The sequence below is a fragment of the Kutzneria chonburiensis genome, from assembly GCF_028622115.1.
Taxonomy (GTDB): domain Bacteria; phylum Actinomycetota; class Actinomycetes; order Mycobacteriales; family Pseudonocardiaceae; genus Kutzneria; species Kutzneria chonburiensis.
This window is the reverse complement of the sequence record NZ_CP097263.1, coordinates 8,422,327-8,437,082: the sequence shown is the minus strand read 5'-3', so window position 1 is coordinate 8,437,082 and position 14,756 is coordinate 8,422,327. Positions and strand designations below refer to the sequence as shown.

General features: G+C 71.0%; 14 protein-coding genes and 1 pseudogene. 6 read left to right on the top strand and 9 right to left on the bottom strand.

Going from position 1 to position 14,756, the window contains the following annotated elements:
• Positions 1-8: 8 nt before the first annotated feature.
• Positions 9-671, bottom strand: coding sequence for a hypothetical protein (locus M3Q35_RS39390; RefSeq protein WP_273937649.1), 663 nt, complete (start codon positions 669-671; stop codon positions 9-11).
• Positions 672-690: 19 nt separating this feature from the next.
• Positions 691-1,908 carry a glucose-1-phosphate adenylyltransferase gene (glgC, locus tag M3Q35_RS39385; RefSeq protein WP_273937648.1) on the bottom strand — a complete coding sequence of 406 codons (1,218 nt, stop codon included), beginning with the start codon at positions 1,906-1,908 and terminating at the stop codon, positions 691-693.
• Between the two features lie 39 nt (positions 1,909-1,947).
• On the opposite strand from glgC, the gene glgA reads away from it, so the two are divergent.
• The 3 genes from glgA to M3Q35_RS39370 all read left to right on the top strand — a co-directional run bounded on the left by glgA (position 1,948) and on the right by M3Q35_RS39370 (position 5,561).
• Complete coding sequence (glgA, locus tag M3Q35_RS39380; protein WP_273937647.1) at positions 1,948-3,099, top strand: glycogen synthase; 1,152 nt, start codon at positions 1,948-1,950, stop codon at positions 3,097-3,099.
• Positions 3,100-3,183: 84 nt separating this feature from the next.
• A complete protein-coding gene (locus M3Q35_RS39375) occupies positions 3,184-4,662 on the top strand; it encodes a hypothetical protein (protein WP_273937646.1) in 1,479 nt (492 codons plus the stop codon).
• Positions 4,659-5,561 (top strand): LysR family transcriptional regulator, encoded by a 903-nt coding sequence (locus M3Q35_RS39370; RefSeq protein WP_273937645.1) that lies wholly within the window; start codon positions 4,659-4,661, stop codon positions 5,559-5,561. The genes M3Q35_RS39375 and M3Q35_RS39370 overlap by 4 nt, the downstream gene beginning before the upstream one ends.
• On the opposite strand, the gene M3Q35_RS39365 is transcribed toward M3Q35_RS39370, so the two are convergent.
• From M3Q35_RS39365 to folP, 6 genes and pseudogenes are all read right to left on the bottom strand, one after another.
• Positions 5,536-6,972, bottom strand: a complete 1,437-nt coding sequence (locus tag M3Q35_RS39365) for a leucyl aminopeptidase family protein (RefSeq protein WP_273937644.1) — start codon at positions 6,970-6,972, stop codon at positions 5,536-5,538. The two genes, M3Q35_RS39370 and M3Q35_RS39365, sit on opposite strands and share 26 nt — an antisense overlap.
• Positions 6,973-7,052: 80 nt before the next feature.
• Complete coding sequence (locus M3Q35_RS39360; protein WP_084579640.1) at positions 7,053-7,220, bottom strand: DUF3117 domain-containing protein; 168 nt, start codon at positions 7,218-7,220, stop codon at positions 7,053-7,055.
• 222 nt (positions 7,221-7,442) lie between these two features.
• Positions 7,443-7,994, bottom strand: a complete 552-nt coding sequence (locus M3Q35_RS39355; RefSeq protein ID WP_273937643.1) for a DNA-3-methyladenine glycosylase I — start codon at positions 7,992-7,994, stop codon at positions 7,443-7,445.
• 150 nt (positions 7,995-8,144) lie between these two features.
• A complete protein-coding gene (locus tag M3Q35_RS39350) occupies positions 8,145-8,456 on the bottom strand; it encodes a DivIVA domain-containing protein (protein ID WP_273944646.1) in 312 nt (103 codons plus the stop codon).
• Between the two features lie 52 nt (positions 8,457-8,508).
• Positions 8,509-9,417, bottom strand: a pseudogene (locus M3Q35_RS39345) (glucosyl-3-phosphoglycerate synthase); the annotation flags it as partial.
• Positions 9,417-10,295, bottom strand: a complete 879-nt coding sequence (folP, locus tag M3Q35_RS39340; RefSeq protein ID WP_273937642.1) for a dihydropteroate synthase — start codon at positions 10,293-10,295, stop codon at positions 9,417-9,419. The gene folP and the pseudogene M3Q35_RS39345, both read right to left, overlap by 1 nt.
• A gap of 391 nt (positions 10,296-10,686) precedes the next feature.
• Here folP and M3Q35_RS39335 point away from each other — a divergent pair, with 391 nt between their 5' ends.
• The 3 genes from M3Q35_RS39335 (at position 10,687) to M3Q35_RS39325 (ending at position 13,382) form a co-directional block, all read left to right on the top strand.
• A complete protein-coding gene (locus tag M3Q35_RS39335) occupies positions 10,687-10,821 on the top strand; it encodes a hypothetical protein (RefSeq protein ID WP_273937641.1) in 135 nt (44 codons plus the stop codon).
• 11 nt (positions 10,822-10,832) lie between these two features.
• The gene (locus tag M3Q35_RS39330) at positions 10,833-11,705 is read left to right on the top strand and encodes a hypothetical protein (RefSeq protein WP_273937640.1); all 873 of its coding nucleotides are present in this window, start codon (positions 10,833-10,835) and stop codon (positions 11,703-11,705) included.
• A gap of 186 nt (positions 11,706-11,891) precedes the next feature.
• Positions 11,892-13,382 carry a CocE/NonD family hydrolase gene (locus M3Q35_RS39325; protein WP_273937639.1) on the top strand — a complete coding sequence of 497 codons (1,491 nt, stop codon included), beginning with the start codon at positions 11,892-11,894 and terminating at the stop codon, positions 13,380-13,382.
• A gap of 50 nt (positions 13,383-13,432) precedes the next feature.
• On the opposite strand, the gene M3Q35_RS39320 is transcribed toward M3Q35_RS39325, so the two are convergent.
• Complete coding sequence (locus M3Q35_RS39320; protein ID WP_273937638.1) at positions 13,433-14,689, bottom strand: S53 family peptidase; 1,257 nt, start codon at positions 14,687-14,689, stop codon at positions 13,433-13,435.
• Positions 14,690-14,756: the final 67 nt, after the last annotated feature.

Here is a 14,756-nt window from a genome sequence, read left to right as displayed (position 1 = left end):
CATCCGGGCTAGGATTTGCGATCCGGGGGCCCATCCCCCGAAGCCACCGCGGGCATGGGGGTTGACCTGCGGTTCACCACGGCGGCCGACAGCTCGTGCCACTGATCGTCCGGTCGCTCCCGTCCCGGCCAGCTGTAGTCGTAGCTCAGCGAGAAGGTGCGGCGGATCCAGTCGCCGGCATCCTCGCCGAGGTCGGGTCCGGTGCCCAGCTCGTCGAGGACCGCCCGCACCTCGGCGAGCTCGGCGGAGCGGTCGGTGGCGGTGTGCAGGGCCCCGTCCTGGAAGGTCAGCTCGCGGACGTCCGCGAACATCCACGCCGGCACGAACCCCATGCGCACGCCGGGGCCGTCGAAGTCGTTGCCGACGAGCAGGCGCCCGGTGAAGGCGACGGGCACGGACAACCCCCGGTACTGCCAGCCGAAGTCACCGGTCACCGGCCGCACGCCGCCGATCGGACCGGGCTCGTCGTCCGATCCGAGTTCGAGCTGCCGCAACACCAACCGCTGCCGCACGACGGAGTACTGGCAGATGAAGCCGTGGTAGCAGCCGGTGCCGAGCCACCTCGGCTCGACACCGTGCCGGACCGCGTCGAACAGGCCGGAGCCGTCGACCGCGGTCAGCGCGAAAAGCTTGCGCTCGAAGCGCACGTGGTCAGGGATCTGCCCGGTCATGTTCCCCCCGAAACACGAGCTACTCGGCGCGCGCTCCCTTGCCGAGAACCACGACGCCGCTGGTGCTGACGGTGTAGTGCTCAAGGTCGTGCCCACGGTCGACGCCGACGATGGCGCCGTCGGCGATCACGACGTTCTTGTCGAGGATGGCCTTGCGCACCACAGCGCCCTTGCCGATACGGACGCCGGGGAGCAGGACGCTGCCCTCGACGATGGCGCCGGACTCGACGACGACGTCGGAGCTGACGACGGACTCCCGGACCGAGGCCCCGGAGATGATCGAGCCGGGACCGACGATGGACTCCATGGCCATGCCGCCGTTGACGAACTTGGCCGGCGGCAGCGGCGGCGTGGCGGTCCGGATGGGCCAAGCCTGGTTGTACAGGTTGAAGACCGGATGCACGGACACGAGATCCATGTGGGCGTCGTAGTAGGCGTCCAAGGTCCCGACGTCCCGCCAGTAGCCCCGGTCCCGCTCGGTCGCACCGGGCACGACGTTGTCGTCGAAGTCGTAGACGTACGCACTGCCGGCGTCGACCAGCATGGGAATGATGTTGCCGCCCATGTCGTGGTCGGAGTCGGGGTCGGCGGCGTCGGTGCGGAGCGCGTCGAGCAGGGCTTCCGTGGTGAACACGTAGTTGCCCATGGACGCGAACGTCACGTCGGGGTCGTCGGGCACGTGCGGCGGATCGGCCGGCTTCTCCAGGAAGCGGGTGATCTTGCCGGTGGCGTCGGAGTCGATGCAGCCGAACGCCTTGGCCTCGGCCCGAGGCACCCGGATGCCGGCGACGGTGACCCCGCAGCCGGACTCGATGTGCTGCTCGACCATCTGCCCCGGGTCCATCCGGTACACGTGGTCGGCGCCGAACACCACGATGTAGTCGGGCTTCTCGTCGTGCACGAGATTGAGCGACTGGAAGATCGCATCCGCGCTGCCGGTGTACCAGCGCGGCCCGAGCCGCTGCTGGGCGGGCACGGGCGTGATGTATTGCCCGAGCACACTGGACAGCCGCCACGTGGTCGAGATGTGGCGGTCGAGCGAGTGCGACTTGTACTGGGTCAGCACGCACAGCTTGGACATGCCGGCGTTGACCAGGTTGGACAGCACGAAGTCGATAAGTCTGTAGTTGCCGCCGAACGGCACCGCAGGCTTGGCCCGGTCCGCGGTCAGGGGCCACAACCGCTTGCCCTCACCGCCGGCGAGCACGATTCCCAGAACGTGGGGCTGCCCCTTCACGATCAGTGACCCTATCCGCCGGGCACTAGGTTGTCAGCTGTGCGGATCGGATTACTGACACGCGAGTACCCGCCCGAGGTGTACGGCGGGGCTGGCGTCCACGTCGGCTTCCTCGTGCCACGGCTGCGCGAGCTCATCGACGTCGACGTGCACTGTTTCGGTGGTGAGCGGCCGGATGCGGTGGCCCACCAGCCGGCGGCGAACCTCAGGAACGCGAACCCGGCGCTGTCCACTCTGTCCGTCGACCTGGAGATCACGGCCGCAGTCGTTGGCGTGGACCTCGTGCATTCACATACGTGGTACGCCAACTTCGCCGGCCATCTGGCCAAGGTGCTGCACGGCGTTCCCCACGTGATCACGGCCCATTCGCTGGAGCCGCGACGGCCGTGGAAGGCCGAGCAGTTGGGCGGCGGCTACCGGTTGTCGTCCTGGGTCGAGCGCACGGCCTACGAGTCGGCGGACGCGATCATCGCGGTCAGCGACGGCATGCGGGCCGACGTCCTCGACTGCTACCCGACGCTCGATCCGGCCCGAGTGCACGTTGTCCGCAACGGAATCGACACAACGCTCTACGAATCCGTGACCGGCACGGACGCGCTGACCAAGCACGGCATCGACCCGGGCAAGCCGATCGTCGCCTTCGTCGGCCGGATCACCCGGCAGAAGGGCGTCGGGCACCTGGTCGCGGCGGCGCACCGGATTTCCGAGGACGCGCAGCTGGTGCTTTGCGCGGGCGCGCCGGACACGCCGGAGATCGCGGCCGAGACCGAGGCGGCGGTGGCCGAGCTGGCCAAGGCCCGGCCGGGCGTGTTCTGGATCCAGGAGATGCTGCCGACCGAGGAGGTCAAGCAGGTCCTCAGCCACGCGACGGTGTTCGTGTGCCCGTCGGTGTACGAGCCGCTGGGCATCGTGAACCTGGAGGCGATGGCCTGTGGCACCGCGGTGGTCGCCTCGGATGTCGGCGGCATCCCCGAGGTGGTGGACGACGGCGTGACCGGCCTGCTGGTGCACTACGACGAGTCCGATGTGGAGACGTACCGGACGGAGTTGGCGGCGGCGATCTCGCGGGTGCTGGCCGATCCGGCGCGGGCGGCCGAGATGGGCCAGAAGGGCCGTGAGCGGGCGGTTCGGGAGTTCTCCTGGGCCGGTGTCGCGGCGCAGACGGTCGAGGTCTACCGGAGTGTGAGCTAGGTCACGTTTGATTCCGGCAACCCGGGACCCGTGTTCGCCACCTTTACCCGATAGAGCGACTTTGATCGAGCTATCGGAGGTCCGGTGTCACGCACCGTGCACGGGCCCGGGGGCCGTGCCGCGATCCTGGTGTCGGTTGGCGCGCTGCTGCTGGGGGCGGCTGCCTGTTCGACGTCCCACGCGGGGACCTCGGGCACAGTCACGCTCTCCATCGGGGGCAAGCAGATCGTCGATCCGGCGCGGCTGGAGGCCGAAGGGGAACGCGAGTTGGCCTACACGGTCGGCTTCGGCTACGTCTCTCCCTCCGGCACCGGCCTGCCGCGCTGCTGGTTCGCCCAGCTCGGGCTGACCGGCACGGTGGACGAGCGGCTGTGGTGCGGCCCGGTGCAGGTGCCGGGCAGCCCGCCGACCAACGCCTGGGTGCCGATCTCGATGAAGAAGACCGGCGAGAACGACAGCCAGATCCAGCTCCAGGTGCAGCCGCCGGACGTGCCGATCCCGGGCAATCGCAGCACCCCGGTCAGCGACAGCCTGATCCGCGCGGACGGGACGACGACCAACCCGAAGGCCGTGGTCAACCGCACGGCCAGCGCGAACTTCGTGGCCGTGCTGACCGACACCGAGCACAAGTCCAACGCCGAGCTCGGACTGACCGAGCCGGCCCCGGTGCGGGTGCACGACGACCTGCTGGCGGTCAACGGCACCGGCTACGGCCGGCCGAGCAGCTTCCCGATCGGCGACGGCGCGACGCTGGTGCCGGGCAACGGTTCCCAGCTGCGGGTGCTGCGCCTGCACGTGGAGCGGCCGGGCAAGACCGACCCGGCGTTCGGGGCGCAGCAGTGGTCGGGCTGGGGGCCGCAGCAGTCGACGTTGTCGCTGGTGGTGGCGGGCCGGCGGACGATGCTGTCGCCGGACCGGCTGCCCGACTCCGGCGACGTGTTCCTGATCTACGCCGTGCCGGACAAACCCGATCCACCGGAGTCGCTGGTCCTGGGCAGCGTCGGGGCGAACTCCCTTGAGCAGACGGTGGCCGTTCCGGACGGCCGGCGCGCGGCCAAGGCCCCGGCTTCGCTGGCGACCGCCGGCGGCGTCAGCAAGGTGCCGGCCAACGCCAGCCAGAAGATCACCGCCAGGACGGCCGTGCCCTACGGCGGCCTGCCGGCCGGCGACCACGCGGCCGAGCTGACCGTGACCGGCGTGCGGCTGGGCCGGCAGCGGCCGATCAAGCTGGACAGCGGCGACTACCAGCTGCTCACCGAGGTCGCCGACGGCAAGGCGCTGCTGGAGGTGGCGATCAGGACCACCGGCCAGCTGCCGGCGATCATGGCCGGCCCGGTCACCAAGAACTCGTTCGCGTTGACCCTGCCGGACAACTCCAAGGCCAAGCTGATGGGCGTGCGCTACGACGGCGACCTGCTGCCGGCCGCGCTGGTCTTCGAGGTGCCGGCGGACGTCAGGTCGGTCAAGATCGGCGTGAGCACCGGCGCCGTGACGGTCTCCGCCCTCGGGCGGGTGGATCTCACCGCCGGCGCGCCGATCGACCTGCCCCTGGACTTCGGATGACGCACGAGCAGCTCGCCGCGGGACTGGCCCCCAGGCTGGCCCTGCTGCGGGCGCTGGCCGCCGAACAGCACGTCACGCGGGCGGCCGACCGGCTCGGCGTGCCGCAGCCGACGGTCAGCCGCTGGCTGGCCACGCTCAGCGCCGAGCTGGGCACGCCGGTGATCGTCCGCAACGGGCGCGGCGTGCGGCTGACCCGGGCCGGGCAGATCCTGGCCGAGGCGGCCGAGCAGGCGCTGGGCGTGCTGGAGGCCGGCTGCCGGCGGGCCATCGGGGAGGCCGATCCGGAGCGCGGCCAGGTCGTGCTGGCCTTCCTGCACACCATGGGCGGGGTGCGGGTGCCGGAGCTGCTGCGGGCGTTCCGGGCCGAGCATCCGAACGTCCAGTTCGCCCTCCAGCAGGCCTCGCACGAGGAGATGCTGGCCCGGGTCCGGTCCGGCGACGTCGACCTGGCGTTGACCGCGCCACTGCCGGTCGGCCAGCCGGACCTCGCCGGCCAGCCCCTCTACGAGCAGCCGCTGCTGCTGACCGTGCCGACCGGGCATCCGCTGGCCGGCCGCCGCCGGGTGCGGCTGGCCGAACTGGCCGACCAGCAGTTCGTCGGGATGAAGGCCGGCTACGGCCTGCGCCGCATCACCGACGCCCTGTGCCAGCAGGCCGGCTTCCTGCCGGTGCTGGCCTTCGAGGGCGAAGAGGTGGACACGGTGCGCGGGCTCGTCGCCGCCGGCCTCGGTGTGGCGCTGCTGCCGCAGGCCGACACGGTGTTGAACGGCGTCGTCGAGCTCGCGCTCACCCCGTCGGCCAGCCGCACCATCGGGCTGGTCTGGTCGGCGGCAGTGCCCCTGCCACCGGCGGTCGAGCTGTTCCGAGCCTTCGTCAGCGATAGTTCTGAGCGAACCTGACCAGGGTGCGCGCCGCGAAGCCGCTGGCTCCGGGCACGACCTCGTCGTAGGCCGTCTCGGCGCGGGCCGGGCCGGCGATGTCGAGGTGGACCCACGGCAGGCCGCCGCTGAACTCGCGCAGGAACAGCGCGGCGGCGATACCGCCGGGACCGCCCGGGGCCTGCTTGACGTCGGCGATCTCGCTCCGCACCGAGTCGGCCAGGTCCTCGATCAGCGGCATCCGCCAGTGCGCCTCGCCGACCTCGGCGCCGGCGGCGATCACCTGCGCGGCGAGTTCGTCGGTGGTGGCGAACAGGCCGCCGGTCCGCACGCCGAGCGAGATCTTCATCGCGCCGGTGAGGGTGGCCACGTCGACCAGCACGTCCGGGGAGTGCTTGCGCGCGGCCCAGGTCATGGCGTCGGCCAGCACCATGCGGCCCTCGGCGTCGGTGTTGGCGACCTCGGTCGTCTTGCCGCCGTAGTGGGTCACGATGTCGCCGGGCCGGTAGGCCGAACCGGACACGTGGTTCTCCGCGCACGGCACGAGACCGGTGACCCGAAGGGGCAGGTTCAGTGCGGCGACGGCAAGCAGCGCGGCGATCACGGCGGCGCCGCCGGCCATGTCGGTCCGCATCAGGTGCATGCCGTCGGCCGGCTTGATCGAGATGCCGCCGGTGTCGAACGTGATGCCCTTGCCGACGAACACCAGGTGCGGGGCCTTCGCCGAGCCCTTCGGACGCCACGTCAACTCGACGAAGCGCGGCGGCCGCGAGGAACCGCCGCCGACCGCCAGCACGCCACCGAAACCCTGCTCGGCCAGCCACTTCTCGTCGCGGACCGCGGCCGTCAGGCCGGTGACGCCGGCCGCCAGCCGCGCGGCGGTGCCGGCCAGCCAAGCCGGGTCCTTCACGTTTGACGGAGTGTTGGCCAGGTCCCGCGTCAGCGCGGTGGCGGCGGCCAGCACCAATGCCTCGGCGACGGCGTCGGCCACCGGCGCGGATGTGACGAGTTGCACTGACTTCACGCGGGCGGCCGGCGTGTCGCCGGTCACCTTGAACGTGTAGCCGCCCAGCGCGAGGCCCAGTGCGAAGGCGCCGGCCTGCTCGGCGGTCACGTCCTCGGGCAGCAGCACCTGAAAGCGGGGGATCTCACGCTCGTTGACCGCCCGGACCAGCGACGCACCGGCGGACCGCCAGTCCTTGGCCGCGCCGTCGCCGACGCCGACGATCCAGGCGGCGCCGACCTGGCGGGTCTCGCCGGTCTTGCCGGTCGGCTCGAACGCGGCCAGCGCGGCCTCGTCGAGACGATCACGCCCCGGCCCGTACGCGGGGCCGTCGGCGACCACCACCACGGTGGGGAGGCTGCGGTGCGGGGTCGGCACGACCTCGATCGCGGGCAGCGGGGTTGGCACGGCGGGCGCCGTCGAGCGCACGGGGGACCTCCAGCAGGGAAACGAATTCTGCCCCGGCTCCTTGATCGGAAACCGGGGCTCGGGAACACGCGGTGCGGCGTCTAGCCCACGACGCCCTTGAGGGCATCGCCCAGTTCGCTCGCCTCCTCCGCCGACATCTCGACGACGAGGCGCCCACCACCTTCGAGGGGCACCCGCATCACGATGCCGCGCCCCTCCTTGGTGACCTCAAGGGGACCGTCGCCGGTCCTGGGCTTCATGGCCGCCATAGCGTGCTCCCTCCGTACGTCCAGCTCGGCCCGACCGCCTCCCAGCCTGTCGGGTCCCGTCCATTCTCCCCCATCCGCCATCGGGCGTGAAACCGAACCGATCTTTTCGGCCGCACGCCGCCGGCACCATCTTGGCAAGTCAGGCCCCGTGCCGCCGAGCCGGCACGCCGGTCGGCGGCCGCACGGGCCGTGCCGATCCCGGAAATCGTCCCCTGTGGACGGTCAGCGCCTCGCCCGCCAGCAGGCGGCGATGTGGTCGTCGACCATGCCGGTCGCCTGCATCAGCGCATAGCACGTGGTCGGGCCGATGAAGACGAAGCCGAGTTTGCGCAAGGCCTTGGCCATCGCGGTCGACTCGGGCGTGACGGCCGGCACGTCGGCCACGGTGCGCGGGCGGCGGCGCCGTCCGGTCGGCGCGAACGACCAGAGCAGCTCGTCCAGCGGCTGGTCCAGACCGGTCACCACGCCGGCGTTGCGGACCGCCGCGACGATCTTCTGCCGGTTGCGCACGATGCCGGTGTCGGCCATCAGCCGCTCCACGTCGGCCTCGTCGAACGCCGCGACCTTCTTCGGGTCGAACCGCGCGAAGGCGGCACGGAAGGCCTCCCGCTTGCGCAGGATCGTGATCCACGACAGGCCGGACTGGAAGCCCTCGAGGGTGAGCCGCTCGAACATCTCGGGCACACCGCGCAGTTCGACGCCCCACTCCTCGTCGTGATAGCGCTGGTAGTCCTCTGTGGAGTCACCCCACGGGCAGCGGACCGGCTGCGTCACCGGCCCACCTCGCTGGCGCTCGGCGGGTCTGCGACCCAGGTCCCTGTACTCAATGGCTCCCTCGCAAGCTCGGTCACAGGCCCACCTCGCTGGCGCTCGGCGGGTCTGCGACCCAGGTCCCTGTACTCAATGGCTCCCTCGCAAGCTCGGTCACCGCGCGTTCTCCTCCGCCGGCAGCCGCTCCTCCAGCTCGGCCACCTTGGCCCGCAGCTCGGTCACCTCGCGGCCGAGCCGGTCGAGCGCCCAGTCGACCTCGGACATCTTGTAGCCGCGGAAGACCTGCTGGAACCGCAGGTCCTGGACGTCCTGCTCGGTGACCGCGTCGGCGGGCAGCCGCGTGGGCGACGCGCCCGGCGGCAGCGGGGCCAGCTCCTCGCCGCGGCCGAAGACCAGCGACGCGGCCAGGAACACCACGCCGGCCACCACGGCCATCACGACGAGGTAGATGAGTACGGTGGTCACGCCTTCGATCGTGGCACGTCCGGGGCCACCCGTGCACGGGGTCGTCCGAAACCCGCCCGCGCAGGGTGCGCATCGGCGGCCGGTCGGCGGTCGACACGGTGGTCGGGTCGGGCAGCCACTCCCCGTCCACCTGCACGAACTGGGTCAGCACGGTGGCCTCGCCGACGTCGGTGCCGCAGCGGCCCAGCGCCGTGCCGAGTATCTGGCTGGACATCGCGCCGAGCTGGAGCAGTGATCGGTTCCGGTGCTTGCGCACGCCCAGGTTGACCTGGGCCAGACCGTCCAGCCCGTACGCCGCGTGGGTGTCGATCAGCAGGCCGATCTCGACGCCGTAGCCGGCGGCGAACGGCACCGACTCCAGAAGTTCGCGCGTGGCGGCGTATTCACCGCCGAGCGGTTGCACCACGCCGGACAACTCGGGTCGCAGCGCGGCCAGCAGCGGGCGGGCCAGCAGCTCGGTCACGCGGCCGCCGCCGGTGCTCTCCAGCCGCAGCGGCCGTCGGTAGAAGCCTTTGACCAGCTGCACTCCCGGCGCGGTGAGCAGCGGGCCGAGCAGCGCCGGCACGAAGGCCGGGTCGGGGTCGACCAGATCGGAGTCGAGGAAGACGACCAGATCGCCGATGGTCGCGGCGAGCGAGCGCCAGAGGACTTCTCCCTTGCCGGGTAACGGTTCCAGCTCGGGCAGCACGTCTTCGCGCCGCACCACCCTGGCCCCGGCCGCCCGGGCCACCTCGACGGTCCGGTCGGTCGAGCCGGAGTCGATCACCACCAGTTCGTCCACCAGCGAGCCCAGCAGCGGCCGGACGGCGGCCACCACCGCGCCGACCGTGACCTCCTCGTCCAGCGCCGGCAGCACCACGCTGACGGTGCGATCACCCTTGGCGCGCACCAGTTCCGGCACCGTCCATCCGGGTTCCTGCCAGGTGCGCTCGCGGAACCACCGCTCGGTCCGGTCGAGCATCAGGCCAGGGCCCGCAGCACGGCCGACGGCGGGCGGGTGCCGGCGATGCTGGCCACCATGTCCAGCACCTGCCGGGTCTGCTTGACCTGGTGCGCGCGGAACACCCGGGCGCCGCCATGGGCCGCGACGGCGGTCGCCGCCAGCGTGCCGTCGACCCGCTCCTCCAGGCTGACGCCGAGCGTCTCGCCGACGAAGTCCTTGTTGGACAGCGCCATCAGCACCGGCCAACCGGTGCCGACGAGCTCGTCCAAGCGGCGCAGCAGTTCCAGCCCGTGCCAGGTGTTCTTGCCGAAGTCGTGGGTCGGGTCGATGAGCACGCCGTCCGCGGGCACGCCCAGCGCCACCATGCGTTCCGCCGCGGCAGCCAGCTCCTCGGCGACCTCGGCCACCACGTCCCGGTAGCGCGGGCGGAAGGGATCGGTGCGCGGCGGCAGGCCGCCGGTGTGTGAACAGACGATGCCGACGCCGTGCTCCGCCGCCACTTCGGCCAGTCGCGGGTCGGCGCCGGCCCAGGTGTCGTTGATCAGGTCCGCGCCCTCGCGGCAGACCTGCGCCGCGACCTCGTGCCGCCAGGTGTCCACGCTGATCACGACGTCCGGATGCCGCTCGCGGACGGTGGCGACGAACGGGACCACGCGGCGGGCCTCTTCGGCCACATCCACGGTCTCGCCCTGGGACCCGGCCCGTACGCCGCCGATGTCGATGATGTCGGCGCCGTCGGCCACCGCCACGTCCACGGCGGCCAGCGCGGCCTCTTCGGCGAAGGTGGCGCCACGGTCGTAGAAGGAGTCGCGCGTCCGGTTGACGATGGCCATCACCAGCGCCCGGTCCGCGCCGACCTGCCTCGTCCCGAATCGCAACGGTCGCACAACGGTCATCGTGCCACGACGCGCCGGCTCCACCTGTTCGGAGTAATGTCCGTCACTGTTGCCGAATCAAACAACTGCCCGGCGACATCGGCGACCTTCCTGTATGCCACAGGCATCGAAGTGAGGGCAAATCGCCGGAAGTTGATCACGGTCCGGTGACGTCCCCCGGCCGGGTATTCCACCCGAGTCTCCCACCCGCGCTTTTACCCATTCGGCCTAGTGAATCGCCACCGGCGGGTGATACCGATTACCGGAAATGGGGCCACCCGAACGAGGGCACGCGCCGTGAGATCGCTGTTTGCCGGGCTAGCCTCGGTCCCGCCGAGGCGGATCCGGGCTGGAGGAGGCGCACTTCCGCTCGCCGCCGCGGCGCACAACACAAGATCAAAAAGGAGAGACCGTGGCCAAGAAGGCACTTGTCGTTGCGGTGACCGCGACCGGAATGCTGGTTATCGGGGCACCGGCATTCGCGGCAGCGGCACCGGCCGGCAACCCCTTTTCCAACAGCCACTCGTTTCCAACGTTAATGTCCTGAGCCAGAACGTGGTGCCGACCGGCAACACGAACGGCGGCAACGGCAACAATGCCGGTCAGGGCAATGTCGGCGGCAACGGCAACAACATCGGCGACAACAACAACGGCGGCAACGGCAACAGCAACGGCGGTGCGGGCAACACGGTCGGCGGGGGCAACGCCGGCGGGGCGCACAACGGCCTGACCAAGCTCGCCCAGGCGGCCTCGGTCCCCTTCGCAGACTTCCTCGGCGCCGACGTGGCGCCGATGAGCGGTCCCGGCAACACCAACGCCGGCGGCGGCAACAACTCCGGTTCCGGCAACACCGGGGGCAACGGCAACAACATCGGCTCGGCCAACAACGGCGGCAACGGCAACAGCAACGGCGGCTCCGGCAACACCGTCGGCGGCGGCAACTCCGGCGGCGTCGGCAACGGCGGCGGCACGGACGTCGCCTACCCGCTGCCCGAGGGCGGATTCGGCGCGCGCAGCCTGGCCACCGGCCCGGGCAACAGCAACGGTGGCAGCGGCAACAACGCCGGCCAGGGCAACGTCGGCGGCAACGGCAACAACATCGGGAACAGCAACAACGGCGGCAACGGGAACAGCAACGGCGGTTCCGGCAACACCGTCGGCGGCGGCAACTCGGGTGGCATCGGCAACCACTCGCCCCGCGCGTACACGTTCACGGCCTCGCCGTCGGAGCGGACGCTGCTGGAGCCGCGCGACTGGTGGCCGGTCCCGGGCAACCACAACGGCGGCAACGGCAACAACGCCGGCCAGGGCAACGTCGGCGGCAACGGCAACAACATCGGGAACAGCAACAACGGCGGCAACGGGAACAGCAACGGCGGTTCCGGCAACACGGTCGGCGGCGGCAACTCCGGCGGCGTCGGCAACCACTGAGTGACTCGACCTCGATCAACGGCGCTCGGGGCACGACCGAATGGCGGTGTCGTCAGAGGGTGATGACACCGCCGTTTGGACGTGATGTGAGTCACAGTCAATTGCTACTCCAGAGTAGGTCCAAGTTGACTGGCGAGTAACCGTGTCGTGACCGAGGTCACTCTGGAGGGGCAATTGCGCAGGTCAATGGCGACTCTGCTGCTGGCGACAACGATGATCATGGGGCTGGCGGGCACCGCCACCGCCGCCCCGGCGACCGGCTTCAGCACCAGCTACGAGGCCATCCCCGGCGACGGCGGCACCACGCTGCACGCGTTCGTGGTCCGCCCGACCGGCCGCGGCGACGGGCCGTTCCCGCTCGTCGTGCTGCCGAGCAGTTGGGGCGTCAACGACATCGAGTACGTGGGCGCGGCGGCCAAACTCGCGTACCAGTCGGGTTACGTGGCGATCAGCTACACGGCCCGCGGCTTCTGGGACTCCGGCGGCCAGATCGAGGTGGCCGGCCCGCCGGACGTGGCCGACGCCAGCAAGGTGATCGACTGGGCGCTGGCCAACACCAACGCCGATCCGTCCCGCATCGGCATGGCCGGCATCTCCTACGGCGCCGGCATCAGCCTGCTCACCGCGGCCGCCGATCCGCGGATCCGGGCCGTGGCCTCGATGAGCGGCTGGACCGACCTGGCGGCGTCGCTCTATCCGAACCAGACGGTCAGCTCGCTGGCCGTCGACGGGCTGCTGGCCGCCGGGCACCTGACCGGCCGTCCCGGCAAGGACCTGCAACAGGCCGAGAAGGACTACCTGGCCGGCGACTTCGCCGACGTGCTGCCGATCGCGCCGGTGCGCTCCGCGGCCACCAAGATCGACGCGATCAACCAGCACGGCACCGCCGTGCTGATGGCCAACGCCTGGGAGGACTCGCTGTTCCCGCCCAGCCAGCTGACCGATTTCTTCGGCAAGCTGACCGGTCCGAAGCGGCTGATGCTGTCGCCCGGCGACCACGCCACGCCCGAGGTGTTCGGCGCGGCCGGGCTGCCCAACGAGGTGTGGGACTCGGTCGACCGCTGGTTCGACCACTACCTGCTCGGCGTGGACAACGGCATCGACCGCGAGCACTCGCTCCAGGTGAAGCCGGCCAACGGCGGCGACTGGCAGGGCTCGGAATCGTGGCCGTGGCCGCAGCAGACGATTCCGTTGAGCAGCACCAGGTTCGCCGGCGGCGTGGACACCGTCGCGGACAGCGGCGTGCCGTTCGTGAGCGGGATCCTACAGGGCTACCTGAGCATTCCGACCGGCGTCTCGATGCCGCTGGTCTCACGGGCCGCAGCGGCCGTGTGGTCGGGACCCGTTGCCGCCCAAGGCTTTGAGGTCGACGGTACGCCACACGCCAAGCTGGCTGTCACGCCGAGCGCCGCCGACACGACGTTGTTCGCGTACCTCTACGACGTCGGCCCGCTCGGCCTCGGGTCGCTGATCAGCCACAAGCCGTACTCGCTGCTGGGTGCGACTCCGGGCGTGGCCAAGGACATCGATCTCGGTCTGGAGCCCATCGCCTGGAACGTGCCGGCGGGGCACCACCTCGCGCTGGTCGTCGACACCGTCGACCCGCGCTACATGACGTCCAGCAAACTGGGCAGCACGGTCGCGCTGTCCGGCACGCTGACGGTTCCCTTCAATTAGAGGAACTACAGAAGGCGGGGGCCCCGGCGCGGGAGCCCCCGCCTTCTGGCTTACCTGATCGCCTTCACCAGCGCCGGCACGAACTTGGCCGCGTCGAGCGTGCCCCAGCCGGACACGGTGTCGAAGCCGGCCGCCGCGGTGTAGCCGGTGACCACGCCGAAGCTGTTGTCGCCGCTGGTCACGTCGACGATGCCGGACTTGGCCGCCTTCGGGCCGAGCTTGCCGTACAGGGCCGGGTTGATCTGGCCCAGCGAGTGCCCGCCGTTGGCCTGCACGGCCAGCGCCAGCACACCGGCGAACAGCGGCGCCGACTCGGAGGTGCCGGAGGTGCCCTCCATGGTGATGTCCGGGAACGACCGGAACTTGCCGCCCACCACGGACTTCTGCCACGACGGCCGGGCGTAGGTCTTGGAGACACCGCCGCCGGACCGCGGCCACAGGGCGTCGGGCGCGGTGCGGTTGCCGTTGGCGTCAAGGGAAAGCACGGTGCCGCCGAGCGAGGTGACGTTCGGGTCCGACGCCGGCCAGCTGGCCACCCGGTACGGGAACGTGCCGTCGCCGACCAGCACGGGGTTGGTGGCGCCGAAGTCGCCGGAGGACGCGACCAGCGTGATGCCGGCCCGGCTGGCCCGCTCGAACGCCGGGTCGAGGGTCTTCACCGAGTTCAGCGCCGGGAAGGTGTCCTCGGCCGTGCCGAAGCTCATCGAGATGACGTCGGCCAGCTTGTGCCTGGCCACGTAGTCGACCGCGGCCATCATCTCCGGCAGGCCGGTGAAGCCCTGCGTCTCGGCGATCGGCGTCGCGATGATGACGATCTTCGCGGCCGGCGCCATGGTGTGGAACATGGCCACGTCGAGATCGGTCTCGCCGCCCCAGCCCTGGCAGGTGGCGGTGTCGACGCCGGAGTCGGTGCAGCCCGGCACCGCGCCGGCCGGCGTGATCACCGAGATGTCGGCGGGCGGCAGGCCGTGGCTCTGGTCGTAGGCATCCATCACGGCCTTGATGTCCGCGTCGCCGTAGGACACCAGCGTGGCCACTGTCGCGCCGGCGCCGGTCAGGCCCTGGTTCCACAGCGTCGGCGTGTTGTACGCCTTGGCCAGCCGGGGCAGCGAGGCCGCCGCCGCGCTGAGCCGGTCCACCTTCTGCTGCACGGTCGTGGCACCGATGAACGACGCCGCCGCCGCGCTGAACAGGTGGTGCGCCTGCTGCGCCGCCCTCGGCTGCTGGCTCGCCGCCGCCGGCGCCGCCATCGCGGTCGCGGCTAACGCCGCCCCCACCACCACAACCGCCAGTCTTCTGCCCCGCATCCTCACTCCTTCTCAGAAACGGGAAACGGACCACCCCGAAGGGATGGTCCGTTTCCACCAATCACGC

Coding starts and splice junctions, on each gene's coding strand:
- M3Q35_RS39370 (WP_273937645.1), top strand. CDS start 4,659: ATGACGCACGAGCAGCTCGCCGCGGGACTGGCCCCCAGGCTGGCCCTG.
- folP (WP_273937642.1), bottom strand. CDS start 10,295: ATGACCGTTGTGCGACCGTTGCGATTCGGGACGAGGCAGGTCGGCGCG.
- M3Q35_RS39325 (WP_273937639.1), top strand. CDS start 11,892: ATGGCGACTCTGCTGCTGGCGACAACGATGATCATGGGGCTGGCGGGC.
- M3Q35_RS39320 (WP_273937638.1), bottom strand. CDS start 14,689: ATGCGGGGCAGAAGACTGGCGGTTGTGGTGGTGGGGGCGGCGTTAGCC.
- M3Q35_RS39360 (WP_084579640.1), bottom strand. CDS start 7,220: ATGGCGGCCATGAAGCCCAGGACCGGCGACGGTCCCCTTGAGGTCACC.
- M3Q35_RS39390 (WP_273937649.1), bottom strand. CDS start 671: ATGACCGGGCAGATCCCTGACCACGTGCGCTTCGAGCGCAAGCTTTTC.